The organism is Pseudomonas sp. GW821-FHT09A09 (assembly GCF_059418405.1).
In genome coordinates, this window is sequence record NZ_JBWKPU010000006.1 from 37,012 (window position 1) to 62,663 (window position 25,652).

17 protein-coding genes are annotated in these 25,652 nt (G+C 61.3%); 6 read left to right on the top strand and 11 right to left on the bottom strand.

The window, feature by feature from the left end; genetic code table 11:
* Nucleotides 1–112: 112 nt before the first annotated feature.
* The 7 genes from AC07OV_RS06850 to AC07OV_RS06880 form a co-directional block, all read right to left on the bottom strand.
* Nucleotides 113–1,726, bottom strand: coding sequence for a GMC family oxidoreductase (locus AC07OV_RS06850; protein WP_176999091.1), 1,614 nt, complete (start codon nt 1,724–1,726; stop codon nt 113–115).
* A gap of 26 nt (nt 1,727–1,752) precedes the next feature.
* Nucleotides 1,753–2,970, bottom strand: a complete 1,218-nt coding sequence (locus AC07OV_RS06855) for a mandelate racemase/muconate lactonizing enzyme family protein (protein WP_017135452.1) — start codon at nt 2,968–2,970, stop codon at nt 1,753–1,755.
* Nucleotide 2,971: 1 nt separating this feature from the next.
* Nucleotides 2,972–4,282, bottom strand: coding sequence for an MFS transporter (locus AC07OV_RS06860; RefSeq protein WP_495091873.1), 1,311 nt, complete (start codon nt 4,280–4,282; stop codon nt 2,972–2,974).
* A gap of 76 nt (nt 4,283–4,358) precedes the next feature.
* On the bottom strand, nt 4,359–5,783 hold the full coding sequence (gene aldA / locus AC07OV_RS06865) for an aldehyde dehydrogenase (protein WP_494997097.1): 1,425 nt from the start codon (nt 5,781–5,783) through the stop codon (nt 4,359–4,361).
* 122 nt (nt 5,784–5,905) lie between these two features.
* The gene (locus tag AC07OV_RS06870; RefSeq protein WP_494997096.1) at nt 5,906–7,351 is read right to left on the bottom strand and encodes a mechanosensitive ion channel domain-containing protein; all 1,446 of its coding nucleotides are present in this window, start codon (nt 7,349–7,351) and stop codon (nt 5,906–5,908) included.
* Nucleotides 7,352–7,517: 166 nt separating this feature from the next.
* Nucleotides 7,518–8,384 carry a pirin family protein gene (locus AC07OV_RS06875; protein ID WP_495091874.1) on the bottom strand — a complete coding sequence of 289 codons (867 nt, stop codon included), beginning with the start codon at nt 8,382–8,384 and terminating at the stop codon, nt 7,518–7,520.
* Nucleotides 8,385–8,460: 76 nt separating this feature from the next.
* A complete protein-coding gene (locus tag AC07OV_RS06880; protein ID WP_494997094.1) occupies nt 8,461–9,666 on the bottom strand; it encodes a multidrug effflux MFS transporter in 1,206 nt (401 codons plus the stop codon).
* Nucleotides 9,667–9,767: 101 nt separating this feature from the next.
* Between AC07OV_RS06880 and AC07OV_RS06885 the strand changes: the two genes are divergently transcribed.
* The 5 genes from AC07OV_RS06885 (at nt 9,768) to AC07OV_RS06905 (ending at nt 19,710) form a co-directional block, all read left to right on the top strand.
* A complete protein-coding gene (locus AC07OV_RS06885; protein ID WP_495091875.1) occupies nt 9,768–10,874 on the top strand; it encodes an efflux RND transporter periplasmic adaptor subunit in 1,107 nt (368 codons plus the stop codon).
* Nucleotides 10,875–10,876: 2 nt separating this feature from the next.
* On the top strand, nt 10,877–13,960 hold the full coding sequence (locus tag AC07OV_RS06890; RefSeq protein WP_495091876.1) for an efflux RND transporter permease subunit: 3,084 nt from the start codon (nt 10,877–10,879) through the stop codon (nt 13,958–13,960).
* Between the two features lie 140 nt (nt 13,961–14,100).
* Entirely contained in the window at nt 14,101–18,852 is a 4,752-nt protein-coding gene (locus AC07OV_RS06895; protein WP_495091877.1) for an RHS repeat-associated core domain-containing protein, read from the top strand.
* Nucleotides 18,849–19,220 (top strand): hypothetical protein, encoded by a 372-nt coding sequence (locus tag AC07OV_RS06900; protein WP_176997485.1) that lies wholly within the window; start codon nt 18,849–18,851, stop codon nt 19,218–19,220. The genes AC07OV_RS06895 and AC07OV_RS06900 overlap by 4 nt, the downstream gene beginning before the upstream one ends.
* Nucleotides 19,221–19,311: 91 nt before the next feature.
* Nucleotides 19,312–19,710: a hypothetical protein gene (locus tag AC07OV_RS06905; RefSeq protein ID WP_371319368.1), complete on the top strand. Its 399-nt coding sequence runs from the start codon at nt 19,312–19,314 to the stop codon at nt 19,708–19,710.
* Between the two features lie 169 nt (nt 19,711–19,879).
* Here AC07OV_RS06905 and AC07OV_RS06910 read toward each other — a convergent pair whose 3' ends face one another.
* The 3 genes from AC07OV_RS06910 to AC07OV_RS06920 form a co-directional block, all read right to left on the bottom strand.
* Nucleotides 19,880–21,109, bottom strand: coding sequence for a M20/M25/M40 family metallo-hydrolase (locus AC07OV_RS06910; protein ID WP_178923523.1), 1,230 nt, complete (start codon nt 21,107–21,109; stop codon nt 19,880–19,882).
* Nucleotides 21,110–21,156: 47 nt separating this feature from the next.
* The gene (locus AC07OV_RS06915; protein WP_495091878.1) at nt 21,157–22,215 is read right to left on the bottom strand and encodes a diguanylate cyclase; all 1,059 of its coding nucleotides are present in this window, start codon (nt 22,213–22,215) and stop codon (nt 21,157–21,159) included.
* Between the two features lie 78 nt (nt 22,216–22,293).
* Complete coding sequence (locus tag AC07OV_RS06920; RefSeq protein ID WP_495091879.1) at nt 22,294–22,926, bottom strand: LysE family translocator; 633 nt, start codon at nt 22,924–22,926, stop codon at nt 22,294–22,296.
* A gap of 123 nt (nt 22,927–23,049) precedes the next feature.
* On the opposite strand from AC07OV_RS06920, the gene AC07OV_RS06925 reads away from it, so the two are divergent.
* Nucleotides 23,050–24,462, top strand: a complete 1,413-nt coding sequence (locus tag AC07OV_RS06925; RefSeq protein WP_495091880.1) for an aminotransferase-like domain-containing protein — start codon at nt 23,050–23,052, stop codon at nt 24,460–24,462.
* Here AC07OV_RS06925 and AC07OV_RS06930 read toward each other — a convergent pair.
* The gene (locus tag AC07OV_RS06930) at nt 24,440–25,519 is read right to left on the bottom strand and encodes a sigma-54 interaction domain-containing protein (RefSeq protein ID WP_495091881.1); all 1,080 of its coding nucleotides are present in this window, start codon (nt 25,517–25,519) and stop codon (nt 24,440–24,442) included. The two genes, AC07OV_RS06925 and AC07OV_RS06930, sit on opposite strands and share 23 nt — an antisense overlap.
* Nucleotides 25,520–25,652 lie beyond the last annotated feature (133 nt).

Here is a 25,652-nt window from a genome sequence, read left to right on the forward strand (position 1 = left end):
TTTGTAGGAGCCCGGCTTGTCGAATCGTCGCACCGCGGCGATGGCGTCCGCAAAATCAACACATGATTTGAGGGCCCCATCGCAGGCAAGCCAGCTCCCACAGGGCGACGGGTTAGCCGGCGTCTTGCAGGATCAGGTCGGCGCCCTTCTCTGCCACCATCAACACCGCCGCGTGGGTGTTGCCCGAGGTCACGTTCGGGAAGATCGACGCATCGACGATGCGCAACCCCTCCAGCCCGTGCACCTTCAAGCGCTTGTCCACCACCGACACCTGCGGGTCCGAGCCCATGGCGCAGGAGCCGCACAGGTGGTAGATCGAGCCGCTGTTCTCGCGGAAGTATTGCAGCATTTCTTCGTCGGTCTGCACCGCCGCGCCCGGCAAGACTTCGGCCACGGTGATGCCCTTGAGCGCCGGCGCCTGCATGATCTTGCGCATCAACCGGCTGCCCTGGATCACCTCGTCGATGTCCTTCTGGGTGCTCAGGTAGTTGGGGTCGATCAGCGCCGCATCACGCGGGTTTTTCGAGGCGATGCGGATGGTGCCCCGGCTGGTCGGCCGGCACGGGTTGAAGCACAGCAGGAAGCCGGAATACGGCTCGGGCTTGAGGCTGGCCTTGTTGTTTTTCGGGATCTGGTACGACAGCGGGTTGAAGTACAGCTGCAGGTTCGGGTCTTTCTGCTCTTCGTTGCCGCGAAAGAAACCACCGGCCTGGTTGACGCTCATCGCCAGTGCGCCCTTGCGGGTGAACAGGTATTTGAGGCCCAGCTTGAACTGGCCGAACAGTGAGCTGAGCTCATCGTTCAAGGTCGGGATATTGGCCTTGTAGTAATAACTGGCACACAGGTGGTCCTGCAGGTTTTCACCCACGGCCGGCAGGTGCTTGACCAGCGGAATATTGTGCTCGGCCAGCAGCTGCTGATCGGCCACGCCGGACAGTTGCAGGATCTTCGGCGTGTCTACCGCGCCAGCGCAGAGAATCACTTCCTTGCGCGCAGTGAAGGTGCGGCTCACGCCGTGCTGGGTCACGGCAATGCCGGTGGCGCGCTGTTGGTCGTCGAACAACACGCGGTCGACCAGGGCATGCAACTCCACCGTCAGGTTGGAGCGCCCCAGCGCCGGGTGCAGGTGCGCAAAGCTACTGGAACTGCGCTCGCCGTTGCGGGTGTTGACGTCATACAGGCCGGCGCCTTCGAAGTTCGGGCCGTTGAAGTCGTCGCTGTGGGCATAGCCCAGTTGCTCGCAGCCCTTGAGGAACACGTCGCAGATTGGATGGGTCTGGCCCTTCATCGGCGTGATGCTGATGGGGCCGCTGCTGCCGTGGTATTCGGTGTCGCCCAGCGGGTGGTTTTCCAGCTTGCGAAAGTACGGCAGTACGTCTTTGAAGCCCCAGCCGTCGTTGCCGTTGGCCGCCCAATCATTGAAGTCGTGGGCCTGGCCACGCACATAGATCATGGCGTTGATCGAGCCCGAACCGCCCTGCACCTTGCCCCGTGGAGCATAGATGGCACGGTCGGCCAGCTGCTTTTGCGGCTGGCTGTAGTACATCCAGTTGAAGGTCGGGTTGTAATACATCTTGGCGAAACCGACCGGGATCTTGAACCACCAGGAGCTGTCCTTGCCACCCGCTTCCAGCAGCAACACGGAGTGTTCGCCCGAGGCGGACAGCCGGTTGGCCAGCACGCAGCCTGCGGCGCCAGCCCCGGCGATGATGTAGTCATATGTCATTCACGGTTACCGCGTAGTCGTTTTTTTTAGCCCTTGGCGGGCGAAGTGTCTTTCACGTCAGCTGGTGTGGGCGCCATTTGCAGGTGCAGGCGCTCGCCGGTGTACGGCGTGTGTTTGCGCACCACGTCCATGTTCAGCTCCACCCCAAGGCCCGGCTCGGTGGACGGGATGATGTAGCCGTCCTCCCATTGCAGCGGCTTGGTGAGGACTTCGGCATGAAACCCGCCCCAGGTCATGATGCTTTCCTGGATCAGGAAATTCGGCGTGCAAGTGGCCAACTGGAAGCTGGCGGCCGCGCCAATCGGCCCGTTGTACAGGTGCGGGGCGATCTGCGCGTAGTAGGCCTCGGCCATGCTCGCGATCTTCTTGGCTTCCAGCAGCCCGCCGCAGCGCGCCACGTTCATCTGCAGGATCGACGCGCCACCGGCTTGCAGCAGCTTGAAGAATTCGTACTTGGTGGTCAGGCGCTCACCGGTGGCAATCGGGATGCTGGTCTTGGCCGCGACCTGGGCCATGGCGTCTTCCTGGCCTGGCGGCACCGGTTCTTCGAACCACAGCGGGTCGTATTTTTCCAGGCGCTTGGCCAGGCGGATCGCCGACGACGGCACCATCTGCCCGTGGGTACCGAACAGCAGGTCGCACTTGTCGCCCACTGCTTCGCGGATCTTGCGGCAGAAGGTTTCGCAGCGCTCCAGCACTTCCAGCGAGATCTGGTGACCGGAGTACGCGGTGTACGGGCCGGCCGGGTCGAACTTCACGGCGGTGAAGCCCTTGTTCATGTTCTCGATGGCGCACTCGGCCGCCAGGTCCGGGTCGTCGTAGTCGTACTCACCCTTGCTGTTGACCGGGTACAGGTAGGTGTAGGAGCGCAGGCGCTCGTTGACCTTGCCGCCGAGCAGTTCGTAGACCGGCTTGTTCGCCGCCTTGCCGATGATGTCCCAGCAGGCCATTTCCAGGCCGCTGACCACACCCATCATGGTCAGGTCCGGGCGCTGGGTGAAACCGCTGGAGTAGGCCTGGCGGAAGAAACGCTCGATGTGGTGCGGGTCATGGTTGAGCAGGTAGCGCTCGAACACGTCCTCGATGATCGGCAGCATGGCCTTGGGGCCGAAGGTGGCGGCGTAGATCTCGCCGACGCCTTCGATGCCGCAGTCGGTCTTGAGCTTGACGAACAGCCAGTACATGCCGCCGATGTGCGGCGGTGGAACGGCAACGATATGGGTTTCAAGGGCGACGATTTTCATCTCAGGCACCTGTCTGGTTGAATTTTTTACGGTTGATTCGAGCGCGCAGGGTCAGGGCCGCGAGGGTGCCGAGCACGCCGATGAAGGCGATGTAGCCGAAATACAGGTTGTAACCGGCCTTGCCCGGGTAGGCGTCGGTCAGGTAGCCATTGATCAGCGGGATAAACGTGTCGGGCAGATAACCCACCACCGAGACGATGCCGATGGCCAGCCCGGTGATGCGCAGCGGGATGTCACAGCTGTCGAGGATCGCCCAGTACAGGCCACGGATCGCGTAAGTCATCAGGCCGATGAAGATCACGGTGCCGATCAGCAGGCCCAGGCTGTTGAACGCCGGGAACACGATCAGCCCGACCATCGCCAGGGTCACCAGCGCCAGGGCGACGATCAGCACCGAGATGTTCGAGAACTTGTCCCCCAGCCAGCCGCCACCGATGCCGCCGATGGGGCGCATCCACAGCTTGATGGTGGTGATGGTGCCGGCCATCACGGCGGTCATGCCGCTGCCTTGCAGGTAGTCGGAGAAGCTGTAGGTGGCCCAGAACATGTGGTAACCACAGAACACGATGGCGGTCACCAGCCACAGCTCGGGGATTTTCGCCAGGGTGGTCAGGTCGGCGATCAGGTTGAACTTGCCCTTCTCCACCGCGGCGGTCTCGGCCAGGGACTTGGGGTCCTTGAGCAGCACCAGGCCGCAGCCGATGGCGATACAGATGAACGAGTACATGTACACCACATGCTTGAAGCCTTCGGCGGCCGACTCGCTGCGGGTCTCGGTGGCGTAGGCGAACAAGCCCAGGGCGACGGTGGCGAGCAAGGCTTCCACCAACCCACGGCCGCCGTCGAGGATGCCGAAGAAACGGCCCTGTTCGGTGTGGTGGGCAATCATCTTCACGCGCTTGAGCACCGAGGCCCAGAACGTCAGGCCGGTGGTCAGGCCCCAGCTGCCGAAGATGATCATCAGGCCGGTCATCGACGGCACGCTGGCGTACCACAGGCCCAGTGCGCCGGTGGCGACCAGGGAGAAGAAGATCAGGAAACGCGGTGGCAAACGGTCGGCCAGCCAGCCGCTGGGCAGGTAGCTGAGCAGGAAGATCGTGCCCAGCATGGAGTACAGGTAGCCCAGCTCGCTGTGGTTGATGTGGAACACTTCCAGCATGGTGGTCTGGTAGACCTGGCGCAGGTAGAGGATCGGGTAGATCGCCCCGGCGGCCAGTACCAGCAACAGCAATTGGACGTAGCGACTGGCTTTGTCGCTGTTTGCCGCGGACACGGCAACGGAAACCTGGGCAACGGGTGCAGGCTTGGACATCGTGTGGACCTCAGGCACCCGATGCGCGGGTGCCCTGATAATTGTTTTTATTGAAGGTGCAGCAGGTGTTCGTGGATCAGTACTTCATGACCACCAAGCGGGTCTGGGTGAATTCAAGCATCCCGTGCTTACCGTCATCGCCGCCCAGCCCTGAGCGCTTCCAACCGGCGTGGAACCCTTGGTAAGGGTCGGCCGGGGTGCGATTGACGTACAACTCGCCGGCCTCAATGGCATTCGCCACTTTCATCGCCGTGCGGTAGTTCTCGGTGTAGAGCACCGACGACAGGCCGAACTGATGGTCGTTGGCCATGGCCAGTGCTTCATCGATGTCGCGGTACTTGAGCACCGGCAACACCGGGCCGAAGATTTCTTCCCTAATGATTTCCATGTCCTGGCGGCAGCCACTGAGCAGGGTCGGCGGGTAGAAATGGCCCGGACCCTCGGGCAGCACGCCGCCTGTTTCCAGTACAGCACCGGCGGCGACGGCGCGCTCGACCATGGCGTGGATATTCTTTTGCGAACTGGCGTTGACCAGCGGGCCCATCAGGCTGGCGTCGGTTGCGCGATCGCCGAACTTCACCGCGCTGATCTTTGTTTTCAGCAAGTCCAGGAACCTTTCATAGACAGCCTCGTGCACGTAGACACGCTCCACCGCCGTGCAGAGCTGGCCGCAGTGGGTGGTCTTGGAGGCGACGATGGCGCTGGCGGCCTTTTCCAGGTCGGCGTCGGCTTCGATGATCGCCGGGGTCTTGCCGCCCAGTTCCAGGGACGGCTTGGCGATGTTGGCCTTGCAGTAATCCAGCACGATGCGCCCGGCATTCACGCTACCGGTGAGGGTAATCAGGCCCACCGCTTTGTGGGTGCAGACGCTGGCAGCGGTGCCGTGGTCCATGGTCAGGATATTGATCACGCCTGCCGGAATGCCGGCCTTGACCACCGCGCGGGCAATCTCGAAGGCCGACAGCGGCGTGTTGTTGCTCGGGCGCACCACCACGGTATTGCCCGCGATCAACGCCGGGGCGATCTTGCGCAGCAGGGTGTAGACCGGGTAGTTGAACGGAATCAGGCAGGCCACGACGCCAATCGGCTCGCGTTGCAGGAACAGGTTTTCGTCCGGGGTATCGCTGGGGATGATCTCGCCTTCGATACGGCGCGCCCATTCGGCGTGGTAACGGGTGATCTGGGCGGCGTAGCGCGCTTCGTTGCTGGCGTCGCTGACGCTCTTGCCCGACTCGCTGGCCAGGGCCGTGCCGATGGCTTCGGCGCAAGCGTCCAGAGCATCGGCAAAGGCCCGCAGGTGTTCGGCGCGTTCGATACTGGTGAGCTTGCCCCAGGTTTTCTGGGCGATGGCGGCGGCGTCGACGGCGGCAATCGCCTCATCGGCGGTGGCCGCGCTGACGTGGCCCACCAGGGTTTCGGTGGCCGGGTTGTAGACGGCGATCAGCGCGTCGCTGGCAGGTTCGACAAATTGACCGTTGAAAAAATTGCGCTCGAGTTGCATGTGGTTCGCCCAACGTTGTTGTTATCCGAGTGACATGCAGTTTTGTCATCGGCCAGCCGTTGGACAAACGATTTATTGCGTGGGGTAACGTGCGAAAAATGCAGGTTAGTCGGTTTTGGCCCTCACAAGCCGCGTTGGCGCAGCCACTGCAGGAAGCCCTTCTTCACCGGCACCACCGGCGCCTCCTGGGTCAGGGCCTGCGCGGCGTGCACGCGGAAATCGAGCAACGCCTTCATCGCCTCGCTGATGTCGTGGCGCGCGTCCAGGCACGGCTTCAAGTATTCCTTCTCGATGCGGTACAGGGTGCAAAAGGTCTTCGCCGAAAAATCCGCCAGCGCGGCCTGGTCCGACAAGATCCCCGCCTCGCCAATCACCTCCCCCGGCCCCATGCGCCCGGCCTCAAACTTATGGCCGCCCTTGATCAGCATCACCGAGACCACGCCGGACTCGACAATGAACAAGTGATCGCTGACCTCCCCGGCCGGCAAGATCATCTCGCCGGTGCGGTAGGTGTGCAGGGTCATGTTCTGGCTGAAGGTGTCTTTTTCTTCCTGGCGCAAGGTGGAGAAGATCGACGAACGCTCCAGCAACGCCCGCGCCGCAGACATGGCCGGCGGTGCACTGCTTTCAGTGGCCGACAACAGCCCCACCCCCGCTGCCTGCAAGTGCCGGAACGCCAGGTCGTACAGCTGATTGCGCACCTCGCGCTTGAGGGTCATGGTCGGCACGAAACCACTGATTTCGTACTCGACGCCACCACTGGCAGAGGTCTTGAACGCCACGCTGGGCGCCGGTTTGGCCAGCAGCGGCCGGCAACCCTGCATCGCCCGCTCCAGCGCCTCGATCACGATTTGCGGGCGCGCATGAGGGCTGACTTGCAGGCTGACCGACAAACCGAACATATCGGCCGGACGCGAAAAGTTGATGATCTTGGCCTTGGCCGCCAGGGAATTGGGGATCACCGCCAGGCTGCCCTGGGAGGTTTGCAGACGCGTGGCGCGCCAATCGATGTCGGTAACCCGGCCTTCGGTGCCGTCGATGGAGATCCAGTCATCGATCTGATAAGGCTTGGTGGTGTTGAGGACGATCCCGGAGAACACGTCGCTGAGGGTACTTTGCAAGGCCAGGCCGACGATGATCGCCACCGCGCCGGAGGTGGCGAGCACGCCCTTGACCGGCAGGTCGAGCACGTAGGCCATGGCGGCAATGATGGCGATCAGGAAGATCACCGCGCCCACCAGGTCCTGCAACAACCGCCCGGTGTGGCCGACCCGCTGCATCATGACCGTGCCGAGCAACACCGTGAGGGTGCGTGCCGCGAACAGCCACCAGCCGATCTGCAAGGCCGTGGCCGCCAGGTGCAAGGCCGTGTTGTCGGCATAGGGCGCCATTTGCATGGGGTTCATGCCGTCGTTGAACAGCACGGCGCTGTACACGGCGAAGATCGCCAGGCGTGCGGCGAGCTTCCAGCTGGCGAGGTTGACGGAGATGAGGCGCCACACGGCGATGTCGATAAAGATCAGCGCCAGGGCGCACAGCATCGGGTGTTCAGCGATAAATGAGGGCATCCAGGCGGCTCCAGGGGACATGCCGAGAAGATCGCATGAAATGAAAACGCTGGAAACAAAATGTGGGAGCTGGCTTGCCTGCGATGCAGACGCCTCGGTGTATGAGTTACACCGCGCTGATGCTATCGCCAGCAAGCCGGCTCCTACAGGGTTTTACGGTGAGCGGTCAGGCGTGCATCTGGCCGAATTTGCCCGAGTGGAAGTCCTCGAACGCCTGGTGGATCTCCTGCTCGGTATTCATCACAAACGGGCCGTGGCCGACGATGGGCTCGTCGATCGGCTCGCCGCTGAGCAGCAGCACCTTGGCGTCGTCGTTGGCTTCCAGGGTGAGCTGGCGACCATCACGCTCGAACAGCGCCAATTGGCCTTGGCGTGCGACTTCTTCGCCGTTGACCAGCACCGTGCCGCGCAGGATCACCAGCGCGGTGTTACGGCCGGCGTGCAGGTCCAGGGTGACCGGTTTTTCGGCGTTGAGGCGCAAGTCCCAGACGTCGATAGGCGTAAAGGTGCGCGCCGGGCCCCGGGCACCGGCAAACTCACCGGCGATCAGGCGCAGGTGCCCTGCGCCGTCAGCCAGGGGCAACACAGGGATGTCGCCGTCGACAATCGTCTGGTAACCGGCGTCGGCCATTTTGTCCTTGGCGGGCAGGTTGACCCACAGTTGCACCATCTCCAAGGCGCCGCCGCGACGGGCGAAGTCTTCGGAATGGAACTCCTCGTGGATGATGCCCTTGGCCGCCGTCATCCATTGCACGTCGCCAGGGCCGATTTTGCCGCCGGCACCGGTGGAGTCGCGGTGTTCGACCTCGCCGTCATACACGATGGTCACGGTCTCAAAACCGCGATGCGGGTGTTGGCCGACACCGCGACGCTGTTCGGTGGGTGTGAAATCGGCCGGGCCGGCGTGATCCAGGAGCAGGAATGGGCTGATGTGCTTGCCCACCGAGTCGTAGGAAAACAGCGTGCGCACCGGGAAGCCATCACCGACCCAATGGGCGCGGGGGCTGGTGTAGATGCCGATCAATTTTTTCATGGTGTACCTCCAAAGTGAGTACACCTTAAGTCGGTTGGCCGGTGAGCACTAGCCGGCAAAAGCGGCCTTGATCGTTCTATGTATAGGACAATCCCTTGACCTGGCGCTGACGCAGCAGGTGAAACGCGATGAAGGCCGTCACCGCAAAACAGGCCTGGATGATGATCATCGGCGCGGCACTGCCATCGCGCAGCTGGCTTAGCAATACGCCGCTGCAGGTGGCGCCGAACATCTGCGCAAAGCCCATCAAGCCTGCAGCCAGACCCGCGCGGTGCGCATTGGGCATGACGCCACCGGTGACCGAGCCCGGCAACACCAGGCCACCGCCAAGGGTGACCAGCGCGATCGGAACATCCAGGCCAAGTACCGACAAGCCGAACAGCTCGTAAATGGCCACGGCGGACACGCCGCCGACAGCCACCATTGTCACACCGATCGCCACAATCCGCTGCGGGCCCAGGCGCATGATGTTGCGCCGGGTATAGGTGGAGCCAACGATGAGCATCGACACGATCAGGCCGAAATTGATGCCGTACTCCAGACTGCTGAAACCCAGCAGATTGATGAACACGGCCGAAGAACCGGCAATCACCGCAAACATGGCGCCATAGGTGCACGCCAGGGCCACGGCGAATGCGCGGTATTGGCGGCCCTTGAGCAGGTCCAGGTATTGCCCGCCCAGCGTGCGCCAGTGGCCGGCTTTGGGATCGAGGAAGTGGTTGCTCTCGCGAAAGAACAGCAAGGCCAGCAGTAACACCACGCTGCCGATCACCAGCGCGAGGATGATCGGCGCGTGCCAACCGAACAGCTTGATCAACAGGCCACCAACCATCGGTGCCACCACAATGGCGTAGAGCATGCCGATCATGGTCAGGGCCAGTGCAGGCCCCGCCTCGGCTTTCCACACATCCCGCACCACGGTGCGCGCCAGTACCAATGCGGCGCAGGCGCCCAAGCCTTGCAACACGCGCGCTGCGATGAATTGGTGAATGTCGTGGACCAACAGCATCGACAAGGTCGCCAGCACGTAAAGCACCAGGCCGCCGATCAGAACCGGGCGACGGCCAATACGGTCCGACAGCGGCCCGAACAGCAATTGCCCAAGACCGAAGGCCGCCACAAAGGCCGACAACGCCAGCAATGCCGAACCCGCTGGCGCCGCCAGTGCGTGCTCGATAGCGCCAAGGCCGGGAATGATCAATTGGGTCGAAACCTCACCCAAGGCGGTAAGGGCAACCAGTAGAAACAACAAGCGGCGTGACGGTACCGGGGCGTTTGCCATGGGGAATATCCGGGGGCTGGATTAATTTATATTTCGACCATAATATGCGTAAAAAATTATGTCCATAATTTTTTGCCCACTGGTTACCCCCGGAGCCCGTCATGAACCTTCTCCCCCTGCGTCTTCTCACGCCCCTGGCCCTGTTGATCACCCTTAGCGGCTGCAACAGCAAGGCCGACACCGCCGCCGAAGTGCCCCTGCCCCGCCCGGTATTGGCGGCCAATGTCGAAGCCGCCGGCACCCAACAAAGCGCCTACACCGGCGTGGTGGCGGCGCGCACGGAAAGCGATTTGGGCTTCCGGGTCAGCGGCAAGGTCATCGAACGCAAAGTAGACCCGGGCCAGCACGTATCCCGTGGCGACACCTTGCTGGTGCTCGACATCGGCGACTTCGAACTGGCCCTGCGTTCGGCGAAGAACCGCGTCAACGCCGCCCAGGCGCAGCTGCGCCAACGCCGCGACGATGAAAACCGCTACCAGCGCCTGGCCAGCACCGGCGCCGTGTCGCGGCAGATCTTCGACCAGTCGGCAACCAACCTGCGGGTGGCCGAAGCCGAACTGGCCGCCGCGCAATCTGACGCCAGCCAGATCGAAAACCGGCGCACCTATTCCATCCTCAAGGCCGACGGGGACGGCATCATCACCGACGTGCGGGTCGACCGTGGGCAAGTGGTCGCCGAAGGGCAGATCGTCGCGCGCCTGGCCCATGACGGTGCCCGTGAAGCCATCGTCAACCTGCCGGAAAACAGCCGCGACCAGGCCTCGCAGAAAGCCCTGGCCTTCCCCTTCGGCGCCCCGGACCAGGCCGTGACCGCCACCTTGCGCGAGCTGTCCGCCAGTGCCGACCCTACCACCCGTACCTACCGCGCCCGCTACGTGCTGCACGGCGCCGTCGACCGCTTCGCCCTCGGTTCCACCATCACCGTACGCCTGCAAGGCAACGGCCAGGCCCAGCAAACCCGGGTGCCCATCGGCGCGTTGCAGGATGCGGGACAAGGCACCGGCGTGTGGCTGATCGGCGCGGACGACAAGGTCACCTTCGCCCCGGTGAAAGTCGCCAGCCTCGGCCAGGAAGACGCCCTGCTCGACAGCGGCGTGACGCCCGGCCAGACCATCGTCGCCCTCGGCGCGCATTTGCTGCACAGCGGTGACAGCGTGCGCCTGCTGCCGGCCCAGCAATTGGCCCTCAACCGTAAACAGGACCACTGAGCATGCGCGGCATCAACCTCTCGGAACTGGCGGTCAAGCACCGCGCCGTCACGCTGTTCCTGATCATCGCGATCCTCGCGGCCGGGATCTTCTCGTTCGGCAAGCTGGGGCGCGCTGAAGACCCCTCGTTTACCGTCAAGGTCATGACCATCACCGCCGCCTGGCCCGGGGCAACCGCCCAGGAGATGCAGGAGCAAGTGGCCGATCGCCTGGAAAAACGCCTGCAGGAACTGGATTACTACGACCGCGTCGAGACCATCGCCCAACCGGGCTTTGTCTCGATGCGCATGACCTACAAGGAGTCCACGCGGCCCAGCGAGATCCAGGACCTGTTCTACCAGACCCGCAAGAAGCTCAGCGATGAAGCCTCGAAACTGCCAAAGGGCGTGATCGGACCGTTCTTCAACGATGAGTATTCCGACGTCTACTTTGCGCTGTACGCCCTGGAGGCCGAGCACCTGCCTCATCGGCAACAGGTGCAAATGGCCGAGGACCTGCGCCAGGGGTTCCTCAACCTGCCGGGGGTGAAGAAGGTCAATATCCTCGGCGAGCAGGCGCAGCGCATCTTCGTCGAGTTCTCTTATGAACGCCTGGCGACCCTGGGCATCAAGCCCGACCAGATCTTCGCCGCCCTCGCCGCCCAGAATGCCGTGGCTCCTTCGGGCTTCGTGGAAACCGCCGGCGCCCGCGCCTACATCCGCATCGACGGCGCTTTTGACAGCCTGGCGCTGATTGAAAACGTGCCGCTGGAAGTCAACGGCCGCGTGCTGCGCATCGCCGATGTGGCCAGCGTCAGCCGGGGTTATGAGGACCCGCCCAGCTATCGGATTCGCCATCAGGGCGACCCGGCGCTGATGCTCGGGGTGATCATGGAGAAGCACTGGAACGGCCTCGAACTGGACAAGAGCCTCAAGGCCCAGGAAGCCAAAATCCAGGCCGACCTGCCCCTGGGCGTGAACTTCGCCAAGGTGTCCGACCAGGCGAAGAACATCAGCCTGGCGGTCAATGAATTCATGCTCAAGTTCTTTGTCGCCCTGGCCGTGGTGATGGTCATCAGCCTGCTGGCCCTGGGGTTTCGCGTGGGCTTGGTGGTGGCCGCAGCGGTGCCGCTGACCTTGTCGGTGGTGTTCGTGATCATGCTGCTCACCGGGCGCGAGTTCGACCGTATCACCCTGGGCGCACTGATCATTTCCCTGGGGTTGCTGGTGGACGACGCGATCATCGCCATCGAGATGATGGTGGTGAAGCTCGAAGAAGGCTTCGACCGGATCCATGCCGCGACCTTTGCCTGGAGTTCCACGGCGGCGCCGATGCTGACCGGTACGCTGGTCACGATCATCGGCTTCCTGCCCGTGGGCTTTGCGCGCTCGGGCGCCGGGGAATATGCCGGCAATATCTTCTGGATCGTCGGCTTTGCGCTGATTTCGTCCTGGCTGGTGGCCGTGGTGTTCACGCCCTACCTCGGCGTGAAACTGCTACCGCAGATCAAACCCGTGCCCGGTGGCCACGACGCGATCTATGCCGGGCGCTACTACCAGAAGCTGCGCCGCCTGGTGGAGGCCTGCGTGCGCGGCCGTTGGCTGGTCACCGGACTGGTGGTGGCCGCGTTTGTGCTGTGCGGGCTGGGCATGGGGGTGGTGAAGAAGCAGTTCTTCCCCAACTCCGACCGTTCAGAGCTGATCCTGGAGGTGTACATGCCGCCTGGCAGTGCGTTCAAAAGCACCGAGGCGGTGGCCGCGCAGCTGGAAAAAGCCCTGTTGGAAGAACCGCAAACCAGCTTGGTGGACACTTATGTGGGCGGCGGCGCGCCACGCTTTTTCCTGTCGCTGAACCCCGAACTGCCGGACCCGGCCTTTGCCAAGCTAATTGTGCAGACCCCGGACTCCCATGCCCGTGACGCCTTGAAGCTGCGTATGCGTGAACGCATCGCGGCGGGTGAATTTCCGTCGGCACGGGTGCGCGTGACGCAACTGCTGTTCGGCCCGCCAGTGCCGTTCCCGGTGGTGTTCCGTGTCTCCGGACCGAACGTGGACGTACTGCGCGGTCTGTCTGAAGAGGTGCGCAAAGTCGTCGCCGCCAACAGACTGACCAAGGACGCCTTCCTCGATTGGGGCGAGCGCACCAGCGGTTATCGCCTGGTGTTGGATCAGGACCGTCTGCGCCTGCTGGGTTTCACGCCCAATGAGGTCAAGTCGCAGCTCAATGCATTGCTCAGTGGCAACCCGATCACCGAAGTGCGCGAAGGTAACCGCACTGTTTCGGTTGTTGCCCGTGCCCAGGGCAACCAGCGGGAGAACCTGGGTAACCTCAACAACATGACCCTGACCAACAGCGCCGGCACCTCGGTACCGCTGGCCCAGGTCGGGCATTTCCAGGCGGTGATGGAGGAGCCCATCCTCAAGCGTCGCAACCGCGCGACCACGGTGGAAGTACGCGCCGACATCATCGACGGCGTGCAACCGCCCGACGTGGAAATGGCCGCCTACAAAGACCTGCAACCGCTGATTGCCAAGTTGCCGGCCGGCTACCAGATCGACATCGGCGGCCCCGTGGAAGAAAGCGCCAAGGCCAACGTCGCCCTGGCGGCGCTGTTCCCGATCATGATCCTGCTGACCCTCACGGTGATCATGTTCCAGGTGCGCTCGTTCGGCGTGATGTTCATGGTCTTCGCCACCGCCCCGCTGGGGTTGATCGGTGCGGTGCCGACCTTGCTGCTGTTCAACCAGCCGTTCGGCTTCAACGCCATCCTGGGGTTGATCGGCATTGGCGGTATTTTGATGCGCAACACGCTGATCTTCACCGACCAGATCCGCCAGAACGAGGAACACGGCATGGCCATTCGCGAGGCGATCATCGAAGCCACGGTGCGCCGCGCAAGACCGGTGATATTGACCGCGCTGGCGGCGGCGCTGGCGTTCATTCCGCTGACGCTGTCGGTGTTCTGGTCGTCGCTGGCGTATGTGCTGATAGGCGGGGTGTTGGTGGGCACGGTGTTGACGCTGTTGTTCCTGCCGGCACTGTGCAGTTTGGTCCTGAGCCGCAAGCGTACAAATGCAGCTGAAACCTCGCACGTAACGGCCGGATAAGCTCTACAGATATCGCCTGAAAACCACTGCAAAGTCCTTCGCCTGATCACACAGTGCGAAGGATTGCAGATGGATTATCTTGTTAGCGCCCTGATTGCCGGGGCTGTCTCACACGCCTCTCTCATCGGGAGGCGTCGCGCATGACCAACGACTCCCACATAGCGTTTATCGAACACGAGCTGGATGGCTTCCATCAGAGCCTGGCGGAGTATCGCCAGCAGATGGGCGCCTGGTACGCGCAGGCGTTGGATTCAGCCAGCCATGCCGCTGACTTGCCTTCGTTGCTGGACATGGAGCGGGTGTTGCGGGTGGGTGATTCGCAGATCTCGGTGAGTGTGTCCGATGCCGATTTTTCGACCGTCACCCACTGCTCGCTGGGCGGCGAGCTGAACATCGAGAGCCTGTTTGAATCGGTGTATGACGTGCCGATCGGCAACATCCCGGTTGAGGTGATTGGGCTCGATGACGGCACCTCCACCGTGGTCATGCTCGATGAGCACGGCAAAGGCTCGCACCACTGCGCGGCGGGCAAGCGCTATCAGGTGCGGGTGCAAGGGGGCGTTTCCGAGGAACAGATGGATGCGCTGTTTGCCTCCTACGCCGGGCTGACGGCTGACCTGGAACAGTGGCTGCGATCGCAATGGTCCGGGTTTAAGCCGCACTGGGAGCGCTCGACCGCCAGCGCCATTGGCAACGGTGTTTTGGCTGGCAGTTGGGCGGCGATCAAAGAGGTGTGGGACAGCATCAAGCTGGTCCAGGCGATTCTTGAAGACCCGTTGAAGTTCGGCGAGCAACTCGGTGATCAGGCTGCCAAGTTGGCGCAATTGGCCACCGACACGCCCAAAGTCATGGAACAGGCCATGTTGCTGGCCAGTGACGAGGCGGCGCTGTACCTGATGCTGCGCACGGCGATGCTCTGGCTCAACGCGCTGCCACCCGGCGAGATGGCCGAGAAGGCGGCCGGGTTGGCGGTGTCGTTGCTGATTGACCTGGTGATTGGCGCGGTGTTGACCATCGCATTACCCGCGGCGGGCGTGGCTTACCTGGGGTTGCGCCTGGTCAAGTACGGTGCGCAGATCCTTGATGCGGCGGTGGGTTTTGTTAAGAGCCTTTTGGCGATTCTGACGAAGTTCATGCAGGCGGTGGATCGCTACAAGGCCGTGGCGGTTCGCGGCGTGGTCGGCGGGTTGAAGCAAGGCACGATGCAGATGCGCTGGCGGGCACGGCAGAACGCGGTGCTGACGCAGAAAGAGCATGTGGATGATGTGCCTGCGTCGGGGAAGAACCAGAACGGCGATGCGGCAACCTGTTCGGCGACTACGTGCAAGAACGGCTGTCCGGTGTCGATGGTCACCGGCGAGGAGTTGCTCACCCTTACCGACGGCACGCTCGATGGGATGCTGCCGTTTGAGTGGGCCCGGCTGTATCGCACCAGCGCCGTGGAAGTGGATTGCGGGTTGGGGTTTGGCTGGAGCCATGCGCTGGCGCATCGGCTGGATGTTTCCGGTGAGTCAGTGGTGTGGACGGATCATGAGAACCGTTCGACTGAGTTTCCGCTGCCCACTGCATCGCGCCCTGCGATCACCAATAGCTTGGCCGAAGCAGCGATTTATTTGGGGGCGTCGCCCGATGAATTGGTGCTGGCGCAAGGCTCGCGTTTCTACCATTTCGTTAATGGTTTTCTGACGGCGATCAGCGATGCGTATGACAACCGGCTGCGTATCTCCCGAGATTTCAGGGGGCGTATTGAGCGGGTGGATAACGGCGTCGGGCGGTCGCTGTTTTTGCGTTATTCGTCGGGCCGCATTGTTGGCGTGGACTACCAGATTCATCGGGCTGAAGGGCCGGGTGAGTTTGTCTGGGTTACCGAGTACACCGTCGTTTCCTACGCCTATGACGAGCTTGGCCGACTTGTGTGTGCGACTAACGCTGTCGGTGAAAGCGAGGTTTATCGCTACGACGACCAGCACGTCATTCTCGAACGCCAGTTGGCCGGTGGGGCAAGTTTCTTCTGGGAGTGGGAACGGTCTGGCAAGGCGGCGCGCTGTGTCCGGCACTGGGCCAGCTTTTCGCAGATGGACACGCGCTATGCCTGGGATGACAACGGCCAGGTCACGGTGTTTAACGCCGATGGCAGCCAGGAAGTCTATGTGCATGACGGGCGTGCGCGGCTGGTGCAGCGTGTTGATCCGGACGGTGCCGAGCACTTCAAATCCTACGATGACAAAGGCCGGCTGACGGTTGAGCAGGACCCACTGGGCGCGATCACGGCCTATCAGTACGACGACGCTGGACGTTTGGTGGCGCTGTTTCCGGGGGACGATGAGCCGACCTCCTACGAGCATGACAATGGGTTCGTACGGGTTGTAAGGCGCGGTCAGGCGGTCTGGAAATATGAGCGAAATGACAGGGGCGATATCACCCGCAGGATTGATCCTGAGGGCCACAGCACCAACTACAGCTACAACAAATATGGGCAGCTGACGAGGGTTTGGTTCCCGGATAACAGTTGTCTGCGGCTGGTGTGGAATGAGCGGGGGCAGTTGCTTGAGGAGCATCTGCCGGAGGGTGGGATCAAGCGTTATCGCTATGACGACCTTGGCCGCCAGGTGGCGCGGGAGGATGAACATGGCGCGCTGACCGAGTATCAGTGGGACAGCGTGGGGCGGTTGGTTCGGGTGGTGTTGCCGGGGGGCTCTTTTAGGGAATACAGCTACAACCCTTATGGAAAAATCACGTCTGAGCGGGATGAGTTAGGCCGCGTTACCCGCTACGAGTATGCGGATGGGTTGCACCTGATCAGTCGTCGCATCAATGCGGATGGCACCCAGGTCAAGTATCGCTACGACAATGCGCGGTTATTGCTGACTGAGATCGAAAACGAGGTTGGCGAGACCTACAAACTCGATTACCACCTAAACGGCTTGATCCAGCAGGAAGTTGGGTTCGATGGACAGCGCACGGCCTACGTCTACGACCTCAACGGCAATCTGCAGGAAAAGACCGAACACGGCGACGACGGCAGTCAGCTGGTTACTAAATACCAGCGCGATCCTGCTGGCCGCCTCGTAAGAAAAACCCTCCCCGACGGCAAAACCGTCGACTACACCTACGACCGCCAAGGCAACCTCCTCGGTGTCGAGGACGGTCACTGGGCTTTAGCCTACGAGTACGACAACCAAAACCGCCTCACCGCCGAACACCAGGGATGGGGCACCTTGCGCTACGGCTACGACGCCTGCGGCCAACTCCAGCACCTGCGCCTGCCCGACAACAACCGTCTTGTTTTTAATCATGCCAAGGGCGGTCACCTCGCCACCGTCGAACTCAATGGCGAAGTCCTCACCTCCCACCTGTTCAACGCCGGCCAGGAACACCAACGCCAACAAGGCCAACTGCTCAGCCACTACCACTACGACGACCAACAACGCCTGCATGCCCACACCGTCACCCAGCAGGAACACCACCTCTACGCACGCCACTACACCTACGACAAGTCCAGCAACCTCACCCGCCTGCTCGACACCCGCAAAGGCCGGCACGACTACACCTACGACCCACTGAACCGCCTCACCCGCGCCGACCACTCCCAGGACTTGCAAGAACGCTTCGCCCACGACCCGGCCGGCAACCTGCTCATGCAAAACCGCCCCGGCCCGGACATCGTCGCGGGCAATCGGTTGATGATTCAGGGGGATAGGCATTACGACTATGACGCTTTTGGTAACTTGATCCGTGAACGTCGGGGCCGTGGGCACGCACTGGTCACCGAGTACCGTTACGACTGCCAGCATCGGCTGATCGGTATCACACAACCCAACGGACAGACTGCTAGCTATCGCTATGATCCGTTTGGGCGGCGTATCAGCAAAACCGTTGATGCGATAACGACCGAGTTCTTTTGGCAAGGCGACAAGCTGGTCGCCGAGCACCACAAGGACCGGCACCGCAGCTACCTCTACGAACCCGGTAGCTTCCGGCCCTTGGCTTTACTGGAAGGCTTCGGCCCCAAACAAACCAAGCCCTACCACTACCAACTCGATCATCTGGGCACCCCGCAAGAACTCACCGCCCCCACCGGCGAAATCGTCTGGTCCGCCCACTACCGCGCCTACGGCGAAATCAGCCGCCTCGACGTCGGAAAAGTCGACAATCCACTGCGTTTCCAAGGCCAGTACTTCGATCAGGAAAGCGGGCTGCACTACAACCGCCATCGCTACTACAATCCGGATATTGGTCGTTACCTGACGCCGGACCCGGTGAAGTTGGCGGGTGGGATCAATGCCTATCAGTACGTGCCGAATCCTACGGGGTGGGTAGATCCGTTAGGTTTAAGCACATGTCCTGGAGGCGATGGCTGCAAGCCAAGCACCACAAATCCATCTCCCACGGAAAGTGTTAATCACGGAGAACCTGCGCTACCGCAACTGACGCGTGCGCAGCGACAGGCAAGAATTGATGAGCTTGCTGAGGCTAACGCCTATAGGCGTCTAGACGAGCTTGAAAAGGCCATACCTGATGCACACTTCTTGGAAAAACATGGAGCTCAAACATCATTAGAATCCCAGCTTGAGCGCGTAATAACGGCTAAAAACCCGACAACCGGCGAAATCGAGATTTTCGATACAGGAAGGAGAGCGGGCCTGCCAAGACCGCCAAGTGCTGCCACGCACTTCCTTAGCCACAGAGATCAATTTAATGCAATTGAACGGGCAATTTTGATATTTAAACTAAATGGCCGAGCGCAGGCTCCGATACCAATGGACATGGGGAAAATTATCGGCGAAGGTTATAAGAGAGACGGATTAGAATATGGAAGACAAGCCAAGGCCACCGTACACTTAAATAGCGACGGACACCCAATTACAGCGTATGCAGAATTTGACAAATGAAAAACAAACCAAATCTCGAAATACTCAAAGGCCTTTTGTTCACATATTGCACGGAAAACAACAAAAATTTAGAGCGAGAAGAAATCATAGTTTCAAAAAACGTCAACAGTGAGACTGAGCTCTCAGAGCTTTTCAATATTTTAACAAAGCCGGAATTCCTCTCATACAGAGAGGATGAACAGATTTGGTTTATAGATACCATTGAACTATACCTTTCAAAAGGCGATGACTTTGAGGCCGTATTTTATCTGTTCGACACATACTTTGAAGATGAAATAACGGACAAAAGACAATTCATGAAAGTACTGCTTGAAAGCCTCAAGCGCTACAGCAGCGAGGCAAAAATTCAATCAGGGACAATAAAATAAAAACATTAAATCTTTCAAGCATTAAATAAACATCCTGACTCGATCACTTGCCACTTTCCCACGTGAGCATCCAATGCTGAAATGCCCCTTCATGAAAGCTCCATACATCCCCAGAATTTCGCACGTATTAGGGGCGCTATCGATATACGACCTTGAAGAAACCAAAGGCGCGGCCCTATGGAAGTACGACCCTAACAATGCTGAACAGCGGAAAATAATAATTAGAGAGTTTATTTTAAAAGAGCTGTTATACCTATCCTACAGACATAGATACGTCCTGATCTCCTTGCTTAAAGACGCACTAAATAGTCCAGACTATATTTTCTCTAAAGAGTTCGAGAGCAACTACGATGAACACACAACCATGGCATGGGACGAAACCGAAATCATCGACCCCCGAGGCTTCTTCGCCGACATCTACCGACTCGCCAATGAGGTCTGGAAAGACGACCTCCAAAAAGCCAGTCTTGAAGACCCATCAACGTGGTAACCCCCATACCAGCAAACGTAATCCACACCCCCTGTAGTGAGCGAGCTTGCTCGCGCCGGGCCGCAAAGCAGCCCCAACCCAGACGCCGCATTTCTTCAGACAGATTCGCGTCGGATGGATTAGGGCTGCTTCGCAACCCAGCGCAGGGCAAGCCTGCTCACTACAAGGACTAGCGTTTGCTCAGTTCCATGATCATCCGGCTCAGCAGGTAGATACGCGGCGCTACGCTTTCCACTTCCGCGTATTCCTCCGGCGTATGGATGTTGCCACCCACAATCCCAAACCCGTCCAACGTCGGCGTCCCGACCCCGGCCGACAGGCTAGCATCCGCCGCGCCGCCGCTGCCTTCAACCGTGAGTTTCTTGCCCAACTCGCCATAAATCCCCTGGGCAATCGCCACCAGCTTGTCCGACTCCGGCGTCTGTGGCATCGGCGGCAGGCCGCGCTGCAACGACGTCTTCACTTCGGTTTCCGGGATCAGCTTGTTGGCCGATACCCGCGCTAGGTCTTTCTCGATACGGTCGAACTCTTCCGGCAACGCCGCGCGCACGTCGGCCTTGGCAGTGGCTTGATCAGGGATCACGTTGACCCGGTCGCCCGCCTTGAGCACGGTAAAGTTGATGGTGGTTTTCTTCTCTTCATCCCCGAGCTTGCCCAGTTGCAGTATCTGATGGGCAGCTTCCATTGCGGCGTTACGGCCCAGCTCTGGCGCGACGCCGGCGTGAGCGGCCTTGCCTTTGACTTCGACCACGGCGGTCGCGCTGCCTTTGCGCCACACGACCAAACCATCGGCTGGGCGGCCGGGTTCCAGGTTGAGGGTCACGTCGTGGCCCTTGGCGGTTTTGCGGATGAGGTCGGAGGCGGTGTCAGAACCGGTTTCTTCGCTGGCGTCGAGCAGGAAGGTGATCTGAGCGTAGTCCTTGAAGCCTTGATCCTTGAGCACTTTGAGCGCGTAGATGCCGGCGACGATGCCGCCCTTGTCATCCATCACGCCCGGCCCATAGGCGCGACCGTCCTTGATGTGGAACGGGCGCTCGGCGGCGGATCCTTCCTTGAACACGGTGTCCATGTGGGCCATGAGCAGGATCTTGGCTTTGCCGGTGCCCTTGAGCGTGGCGATCACATGGCTGTTGTTGGCCGCTTTGTCCGGCACCAGCTCAATGGAAAAACCCAGTTGCTTCAGCTCGTCGACGGCAATGTCACGCACTTGGGTCAGGCCTGGCTCGTAGCCAGAACCGGAATCGATATTCACCAAACGCTCCAGCAGTTTCAGGGCGTCGGGCTTGTACTGCTCGGCCTGTGCCTGGATCTGTTTGTGGGGTTCGGCGCTGTAGGCTGGCACGGCAAAGGACAACGCCAGGGTGGCGGCCAGCAGGGTACGGGAGAAGGTGAAGAGCATGAACCGATCCTTGTTTTTGTGATGAGGTGCCGCAACACCCTACCCCACTAAACCGAGCGTAACCAACTTCCCTGTACCGAACTGACCCGGTTGCGCCCGCTGCTCTTGGCTTCGTACAACGCCTGGTCGGCATCGTTGAGCCAACTGGTGGAATCGGCGTGGTCCGCCTGGTAGGGCGCCAGGCCGATGCTCAAACTCACGCGCAACGTCGGGTCCTGCGCATAGGCCAACGCGTTGAAGCGATCACGCAAGGCGTCCATCACTTCGGTGGCGCGGTTGAGCGGCATGTCCGGCAGGATCACGCAAAATTCATCACCGCCATAACGCCCGGCCAGGTCGGTGGCGCGCAGGTTCTGGCGCAATACCTTACTGAGCTGGCGCAGCACGATGTCGCCGGTCACGTGGCCGTAGGTGTCGTTGATGACCTTGAAGTGGTCGATGTCGATCAAGGCAATCGCAGCGCCCGCCGGGCCGCGTCGGCAACGCTGGAATTCGATTTCCAGATGGTCTTTCCACGCGCCGTGGTTGAGCAGGCCGGACAGGCTGTCGGTACGGCTCAGGGCCAGCAACTCGCGTTTGTGCCGGGCCAGGGTCACCGCCTGGCGGTAGCAGATCCAACCCAGCGCCAGGGGATACACCATCAGGATCGGCAGGCACGCATAGAGCTGTGCCGAAGTGGTGACGGCGATGAAAGCCGGGGCAAAGAGCAGCAACGATGTACCCATCCCCAACGCCTGTGCCACCCACCCGGCAAGCATGAAGCGCGGCCCGCCGATGGCGACGTTGTTCATGGTCATCATCGACAGGGTCGTCACGCTGGGCAGCGGGTTGAAGTGCATCGCCCCCACCCAGAACCCGCCGCAGAACGAATCGAACAGCAAGTTGCGACGCTCGCTGCGCAACGCATGGGCAGCGCGCAGCGACAGGCGGAACGCCAGGTGTGGCCAGACAAACGCGTTGATCACCATCCACACCCAGACCCAGGTGGGCGGATGCAACGGGTACATGCCAAACGCCACGCACACAAAACCGAGCGTCAGCCCCAGTGTGCGCGACTTGTACAACCGTGAAGCGAGCGGAAGTCCATTTCCTCCGGCAGCCGTCATGGTGAGGGTGTGATCCTTGATGAATGCCTGGAGTCTATCAGGGGGGCGTCAAATCGCCACTACCGCTCATAAGCCCGATCAATGCGTCAAACCGCGAGCCAGCATCAGCGCCACGCCCACCAGCAGCACGGCTGTCGCCCGTTGCAGCATTTTCTGCCGCTGGGGGTTTTCCAGCACATGCTTGATGCGCTGGCCGAAATAGCAGTACAGGCAACCGCTGATGAACTGCAGCACCAGGAACGTCAGCCCGAGGATGGCAATGTCGACCATTGAACTGTGCCCCCCGCTCCCGGCGAACTGGGGGAACACCGCGCTGAACATGATCAGGGTCTTGGGATTGGAGAAGCCGGTCAGCAGCCCTTTGCCGAACCGGCTGCGCGCCGCCTCCACATGGCCGATCCGGTCGATCGCGATGCCGCCGCTGGTCCACTGTTTGTAAGCCAGGTGCAGGATGTACGCCACGCCCACCACCTGGATGACCTGGGTGATCACCGGGTAGCCGCGGATCAACTCGGAAAAGCCCACGGCAAAGATCAGGATCGAAATCAGGTACGACACGCTCGCCCCGATCTGCGCCGGGATCGAACTGCGCAAGCCGTCGCGCAGGCCCAGGCTCAACAACATCAGGGTCATGGGGCCGGGGCTGAAGGTCATGGCCGCGCAAAACAGCAGGAAGTAGAGAAACGAAGACAGGGTTAACGCGCTTGTCATGACCATGGACCCGAGGAAGAGAGCGCGCAGTCTAGGCAAACGGCATTGCACAAGGCAGGTAAAGTCAGGCCTAATCCGGCCGAACTTTACCGGTAAAATCACCGGCAAACGCAAGGAAGGTTTATGTTCGTATCCGCCATTGCCTTTACGCCAGGCACCCCAAAAGTGCAGCAGATTGTCGAGGCGTTCAGCCAGGCCATCCAGAACGGCGAATGGGCCCCCGGCAGCAAGTTGCCGTCGGTGCGTGAGCTGACTCAGGTTTTGGGCGTGAGCAAGTTCACCCTCAACGAGGCGTTGGACCGGCTGCGCGGGCGCAACCTGCTCACGTCCAGCCAGGGCCGTGGCTACTTTGTGGCGATGGACACCGTGCGCCCGACCAGCGCGAACTGGGTCGACCTGCTGCCCCAGGATTTGCTCAGCGTGTTGCGTCGCCCCCTGGCCACCGTCGGCGCCGAACTGCGCCCCGGGGGCGGCCACCTGCCGGAAGACTGGCTCAACAGCGAAGCCATCCGCCAGGCCATGCGAAGCGTGGTGCGCGCGCCGTCGTTGCGCGTCGCCGGGCTGGGCACACCGGCCGGGCTGCTGCCGTTGCGCCAGGCCCTGCAACAGAAACTGCACGCTGAAGGCGTGTCGGTGCCGGTGGAACAGATCATCACCACCCCCAACACCGTGCAGGGCCTGGACATGCTGATGCGCCTGCTCGCCCGCCCCGGCGACACCGTGTTGCTGGACGCGCCGTGCTATTTCAACTTCCACGCCAACCTGGCCCTGCATGGGGTCAAGGTGGTGACCCTCGAGCGTCGCCCCGACGGCTTCGACTTCGCGGCCCTCGAACAACTATTGGCCGAGCATCGACCCAGTCTGTACCTGACCACCGGTGTGCTGCACAACCCCACCGGCCACTCCTTCAGCCCCAGCCAGGCATTTCGCCTGCTGCAACTGACCCGGCAGTATCAGTGCCACATCATCGAGGATGACCTCTACGGCGACCTGCACCCCAACCCTCCCCCGCGCCTGGCCGCCCTCGCCGGACTCGACCAGGTCACCTACCTGTCAGGTTTCTCCAAGGTCCTGAGCGCGAACGCGCGTGTGAGTTACGTGGTGGCCGCACCGCAACTGGCGGCCAACCTGACCAACATGAAGCTGATGAGCGGCGGCATTACGTCGGAGCTGTTCGAGCAGATCGTGTACCGCATGCTCAGCGAAGGCAGTTACGCCAAACACCGCAAGCGTATGGTGCAGCGGTTGCTGGAGGTCGGTGGGCGTGTCGAGCAATGGCTCAAGCGCTGTGGCTGCGAGCTGCCAATGGCGTATGAAGGCGGGATGTTTATCTGGGCGCGCCTGCCCCGAGGGGTGAACGGCGAGCAGTTGGCGCAGGACGCCTTGAAGCAAGGCCTGGTGCTCGCGCCGGGGGTGCTGTTCGGTTATGACCCGGCCCATCGCGACTCGATGCGCTTCAACGTGGCCCACAGCAATGAGCCGTCGATGCAAAAGGTGTTTGAAGCCCTGTTGCTCAAGGCTTCGCGCGCCCCTTGAGCATGCCGTGGTTGACCAGCAGCGTGCGCATGGCATTGCGGGTAATCCCCAGCAAATCTGCGGTGCGCAATTGGTTGAAGCCACAGAACCCGAACGCCTCGCGCACGATCAGGTCTTCGATGTCGTGCAGCAGCGTGTCCCCCGGCACCTCGAACAAGCGCAACAATTGCTCGCGAATCACCTCTTGGGGAATGCGCGGCGCGCCGTTGTTGACGCTGGCGTGCATCGCGCTGAGGCCGGCGGAAAACTTGAGATGGCTGGGCATGATCGGCTTGTCACCGGCTACCAGCAGCGCCAGGTGCACCACGTTTTCCAGCTCGCGGATGTTTCCCGGCCACGGGTAATCCAGCAGGGCTTGGGTGGCGGATTCAGACAGCATCGGTTCGGCAATCTTCAGCTTGGCGCTGTACAGCCGACGGAAGTGTTCCACCAGCGGCAGGATATCCAGCGGCCGTTCGCGCAGGGGCAACACCTGCACCTGGGCGACGTTGATGCGGTAGAACAGGTCCAGGCGGAAATTGCCCGCCTCCACGGCCTGTTCCAGGTCGATGTTGGTGGCGGTCACCAGGCGAATATCGATCTTGATCGGCTTGCGCGAGCCTACGCGCACCACTTCCTGCTCCTGCAGCACCCGCAGCAACTTCACCTGCAGGGGCAGCGGCAGGTCGCCGATTTCATCGAGGAACAGCGTGCCACCGTCCGCCTCTTCGAACCAGCCGCCACGCCGGCCCACCGCACCGGAAAACGCCCCGGCCTCATGTCCGAAGAATTCGCTCTCGGCGAGGGTTTCGCTGATGGCGCCGCAGTTCACCGGCACAAACGCCCCGGTACGCCCGCTGGCGCTGTGGATGTAGCGTGCCACCAGCTCCTTGCCGGTGCCGGTCTCGCCATTGATCAACACCGGCGCTTCGCTGGGGCCAACGCGCTTGAGGTAGTCGAGCAGTTGCAGCGAACGCGGGTCGGAAAATACCAGGGCCTTGGCGCGGATCGACAACGGGTCTTTTTCGCCCTGGGGCAAAGTCAGGATCGGCGTGGGCTGCCCGTGGGGACGGTTCATGAACAATTTCCCGGCGGCGAGGATGGAGAATGATGGGCAACTGTACTCATCACCGGTTATAACCAGAAATACTTAAAATTCATTAGCACATAACCGACATGATCATCGGCGAAAGCCCACCTGAGCTCAGTGG

Excerpts from the sequence above, each read along its gene's own strand:
- AC07OV_RS06850 (WP_176999091.1), bottom strand. The coding sequence starts at position 1,726 with ATGACATATGACTACATCATCGCCGGGGCTGGCGCCGCAGGCTGCGTG.
- AC07OV_RS06855 (WP_017135452.1), bottom strand. The coding sequence starts at position 2,970 with ATGAAAATCGTCGCCCTTGAAACCCATATCGTTGCCGTTCCACCGCCG.
- AC07OV_RS06860 (WP_495091873.1), bottom strand. The coding sequence starts at position 4,282 with ATGTCCAAGCCTGCACCCGTTGCCCAGGTTTCCGTTGCCGTGTCCGCG.
- aldA (WP_494997097.1), bottom strand. The coding sequence starts at position 5,783 with ATGCAACTCGAGCGCAATTTTTTCAACGGTCAATTTGTCGAACCTGCC.
- AC07OV_RS06870 (WP_494997096.1), bottom strand. The coding sequence starts at position 7,351 with ATGCCCTCATTTATCGCTGAACACCCGATGCTGTGCGCCCTGGCGCTG.
- AC07OV_RS06875 (WP_495091874.1), bottom strand. The coding sequence starts at position 8,384 with ATGAAAAAATTGATCGGCATCTACACCAGCCCCCGCGCCCATTGGGTC.
- AC07OV_RS06880 (WP_494997094.1), bottom strand. The coding sequence starts at position 9,666 with ATGGCAAACGCCCCGGTACCGTCACGCCGCTTGTTGTTTCTACTGGTT.
- AC07OV_RS06885 (WP_495091875.1), top strand. The coding sequence starts at position 9,768 with ATGAACCTTCTCCCCCTGCGTCTTCTCACGCCCCTGGCCCTGTTGATC.
- AC07OV_RS06890 (WP_495091876.1), top strand. The coding sequence starts at position 10,877 with ATGCGCGGCATCAACCTCTCGGAACTGGCGGTCAAGCACCGCGCCGTC.
- AC07OV_RS06895 (WP_495091877.1), top strand. The coding sequence starts at position 14,101 with ATGACCAACGACTCCCACATAGCGTTTATCGAACACGAGCTGGATGGC.
- AC07OV_RS06900 (WP_176997485.1), top strand. The coding sequence starts at position 18,849 with ATGAAAAACAAACCAAATCTCGAAATACTCAAAGGCCTTTTGTTCACA.
- AC07OV_RS06905 (WP_371319368.1), top strand. The coding sequence starts at position 19,312 with ATGAAAGCTCCATACATCCCCAGAATTTCGCACGTATTAGGGGCGCTA.
- AC07OV_RS06910 (WP_178923523.1), bottom strand. The coding sequence starts at position 21,109 with ATGCTCTTCACCTTCTCCCGTACCCTGCTGGCCGCCACCCTGGCGTTG.
- AC07OV_RS06915 (WP_495091878.1), bottom strand. The coding sequence starts at position 22,215 with ATGACGGCTGCCGGAGGAAATGGACTTCCGCTCGCTTCACGGTTGTAC.
- AC07OV_RS06920 (WP_495091879.1), bottom strand. The coding sequence starts at position 22,926 with ATGACAAGCGCGTTAACCCTGTCTTCGTTTCTCTACTTCCTGCTGTTT.
- AC07OV_RS06925 (WP_495091880.1), top strand. The coding sequence starts at position 23,050 with ATGTTCGTATCCGCCATTGCCTTTACGCCAGGCACCCCAAAAGTGCAG.
- AC07OV_RS06930 (WP_495091881.1), bottom strand. The coding sequence starts at position 25,519 with ATGAACCGTCCCCACGGGCAGCCCACGCCGATCCTGACTTTGCCCCAG.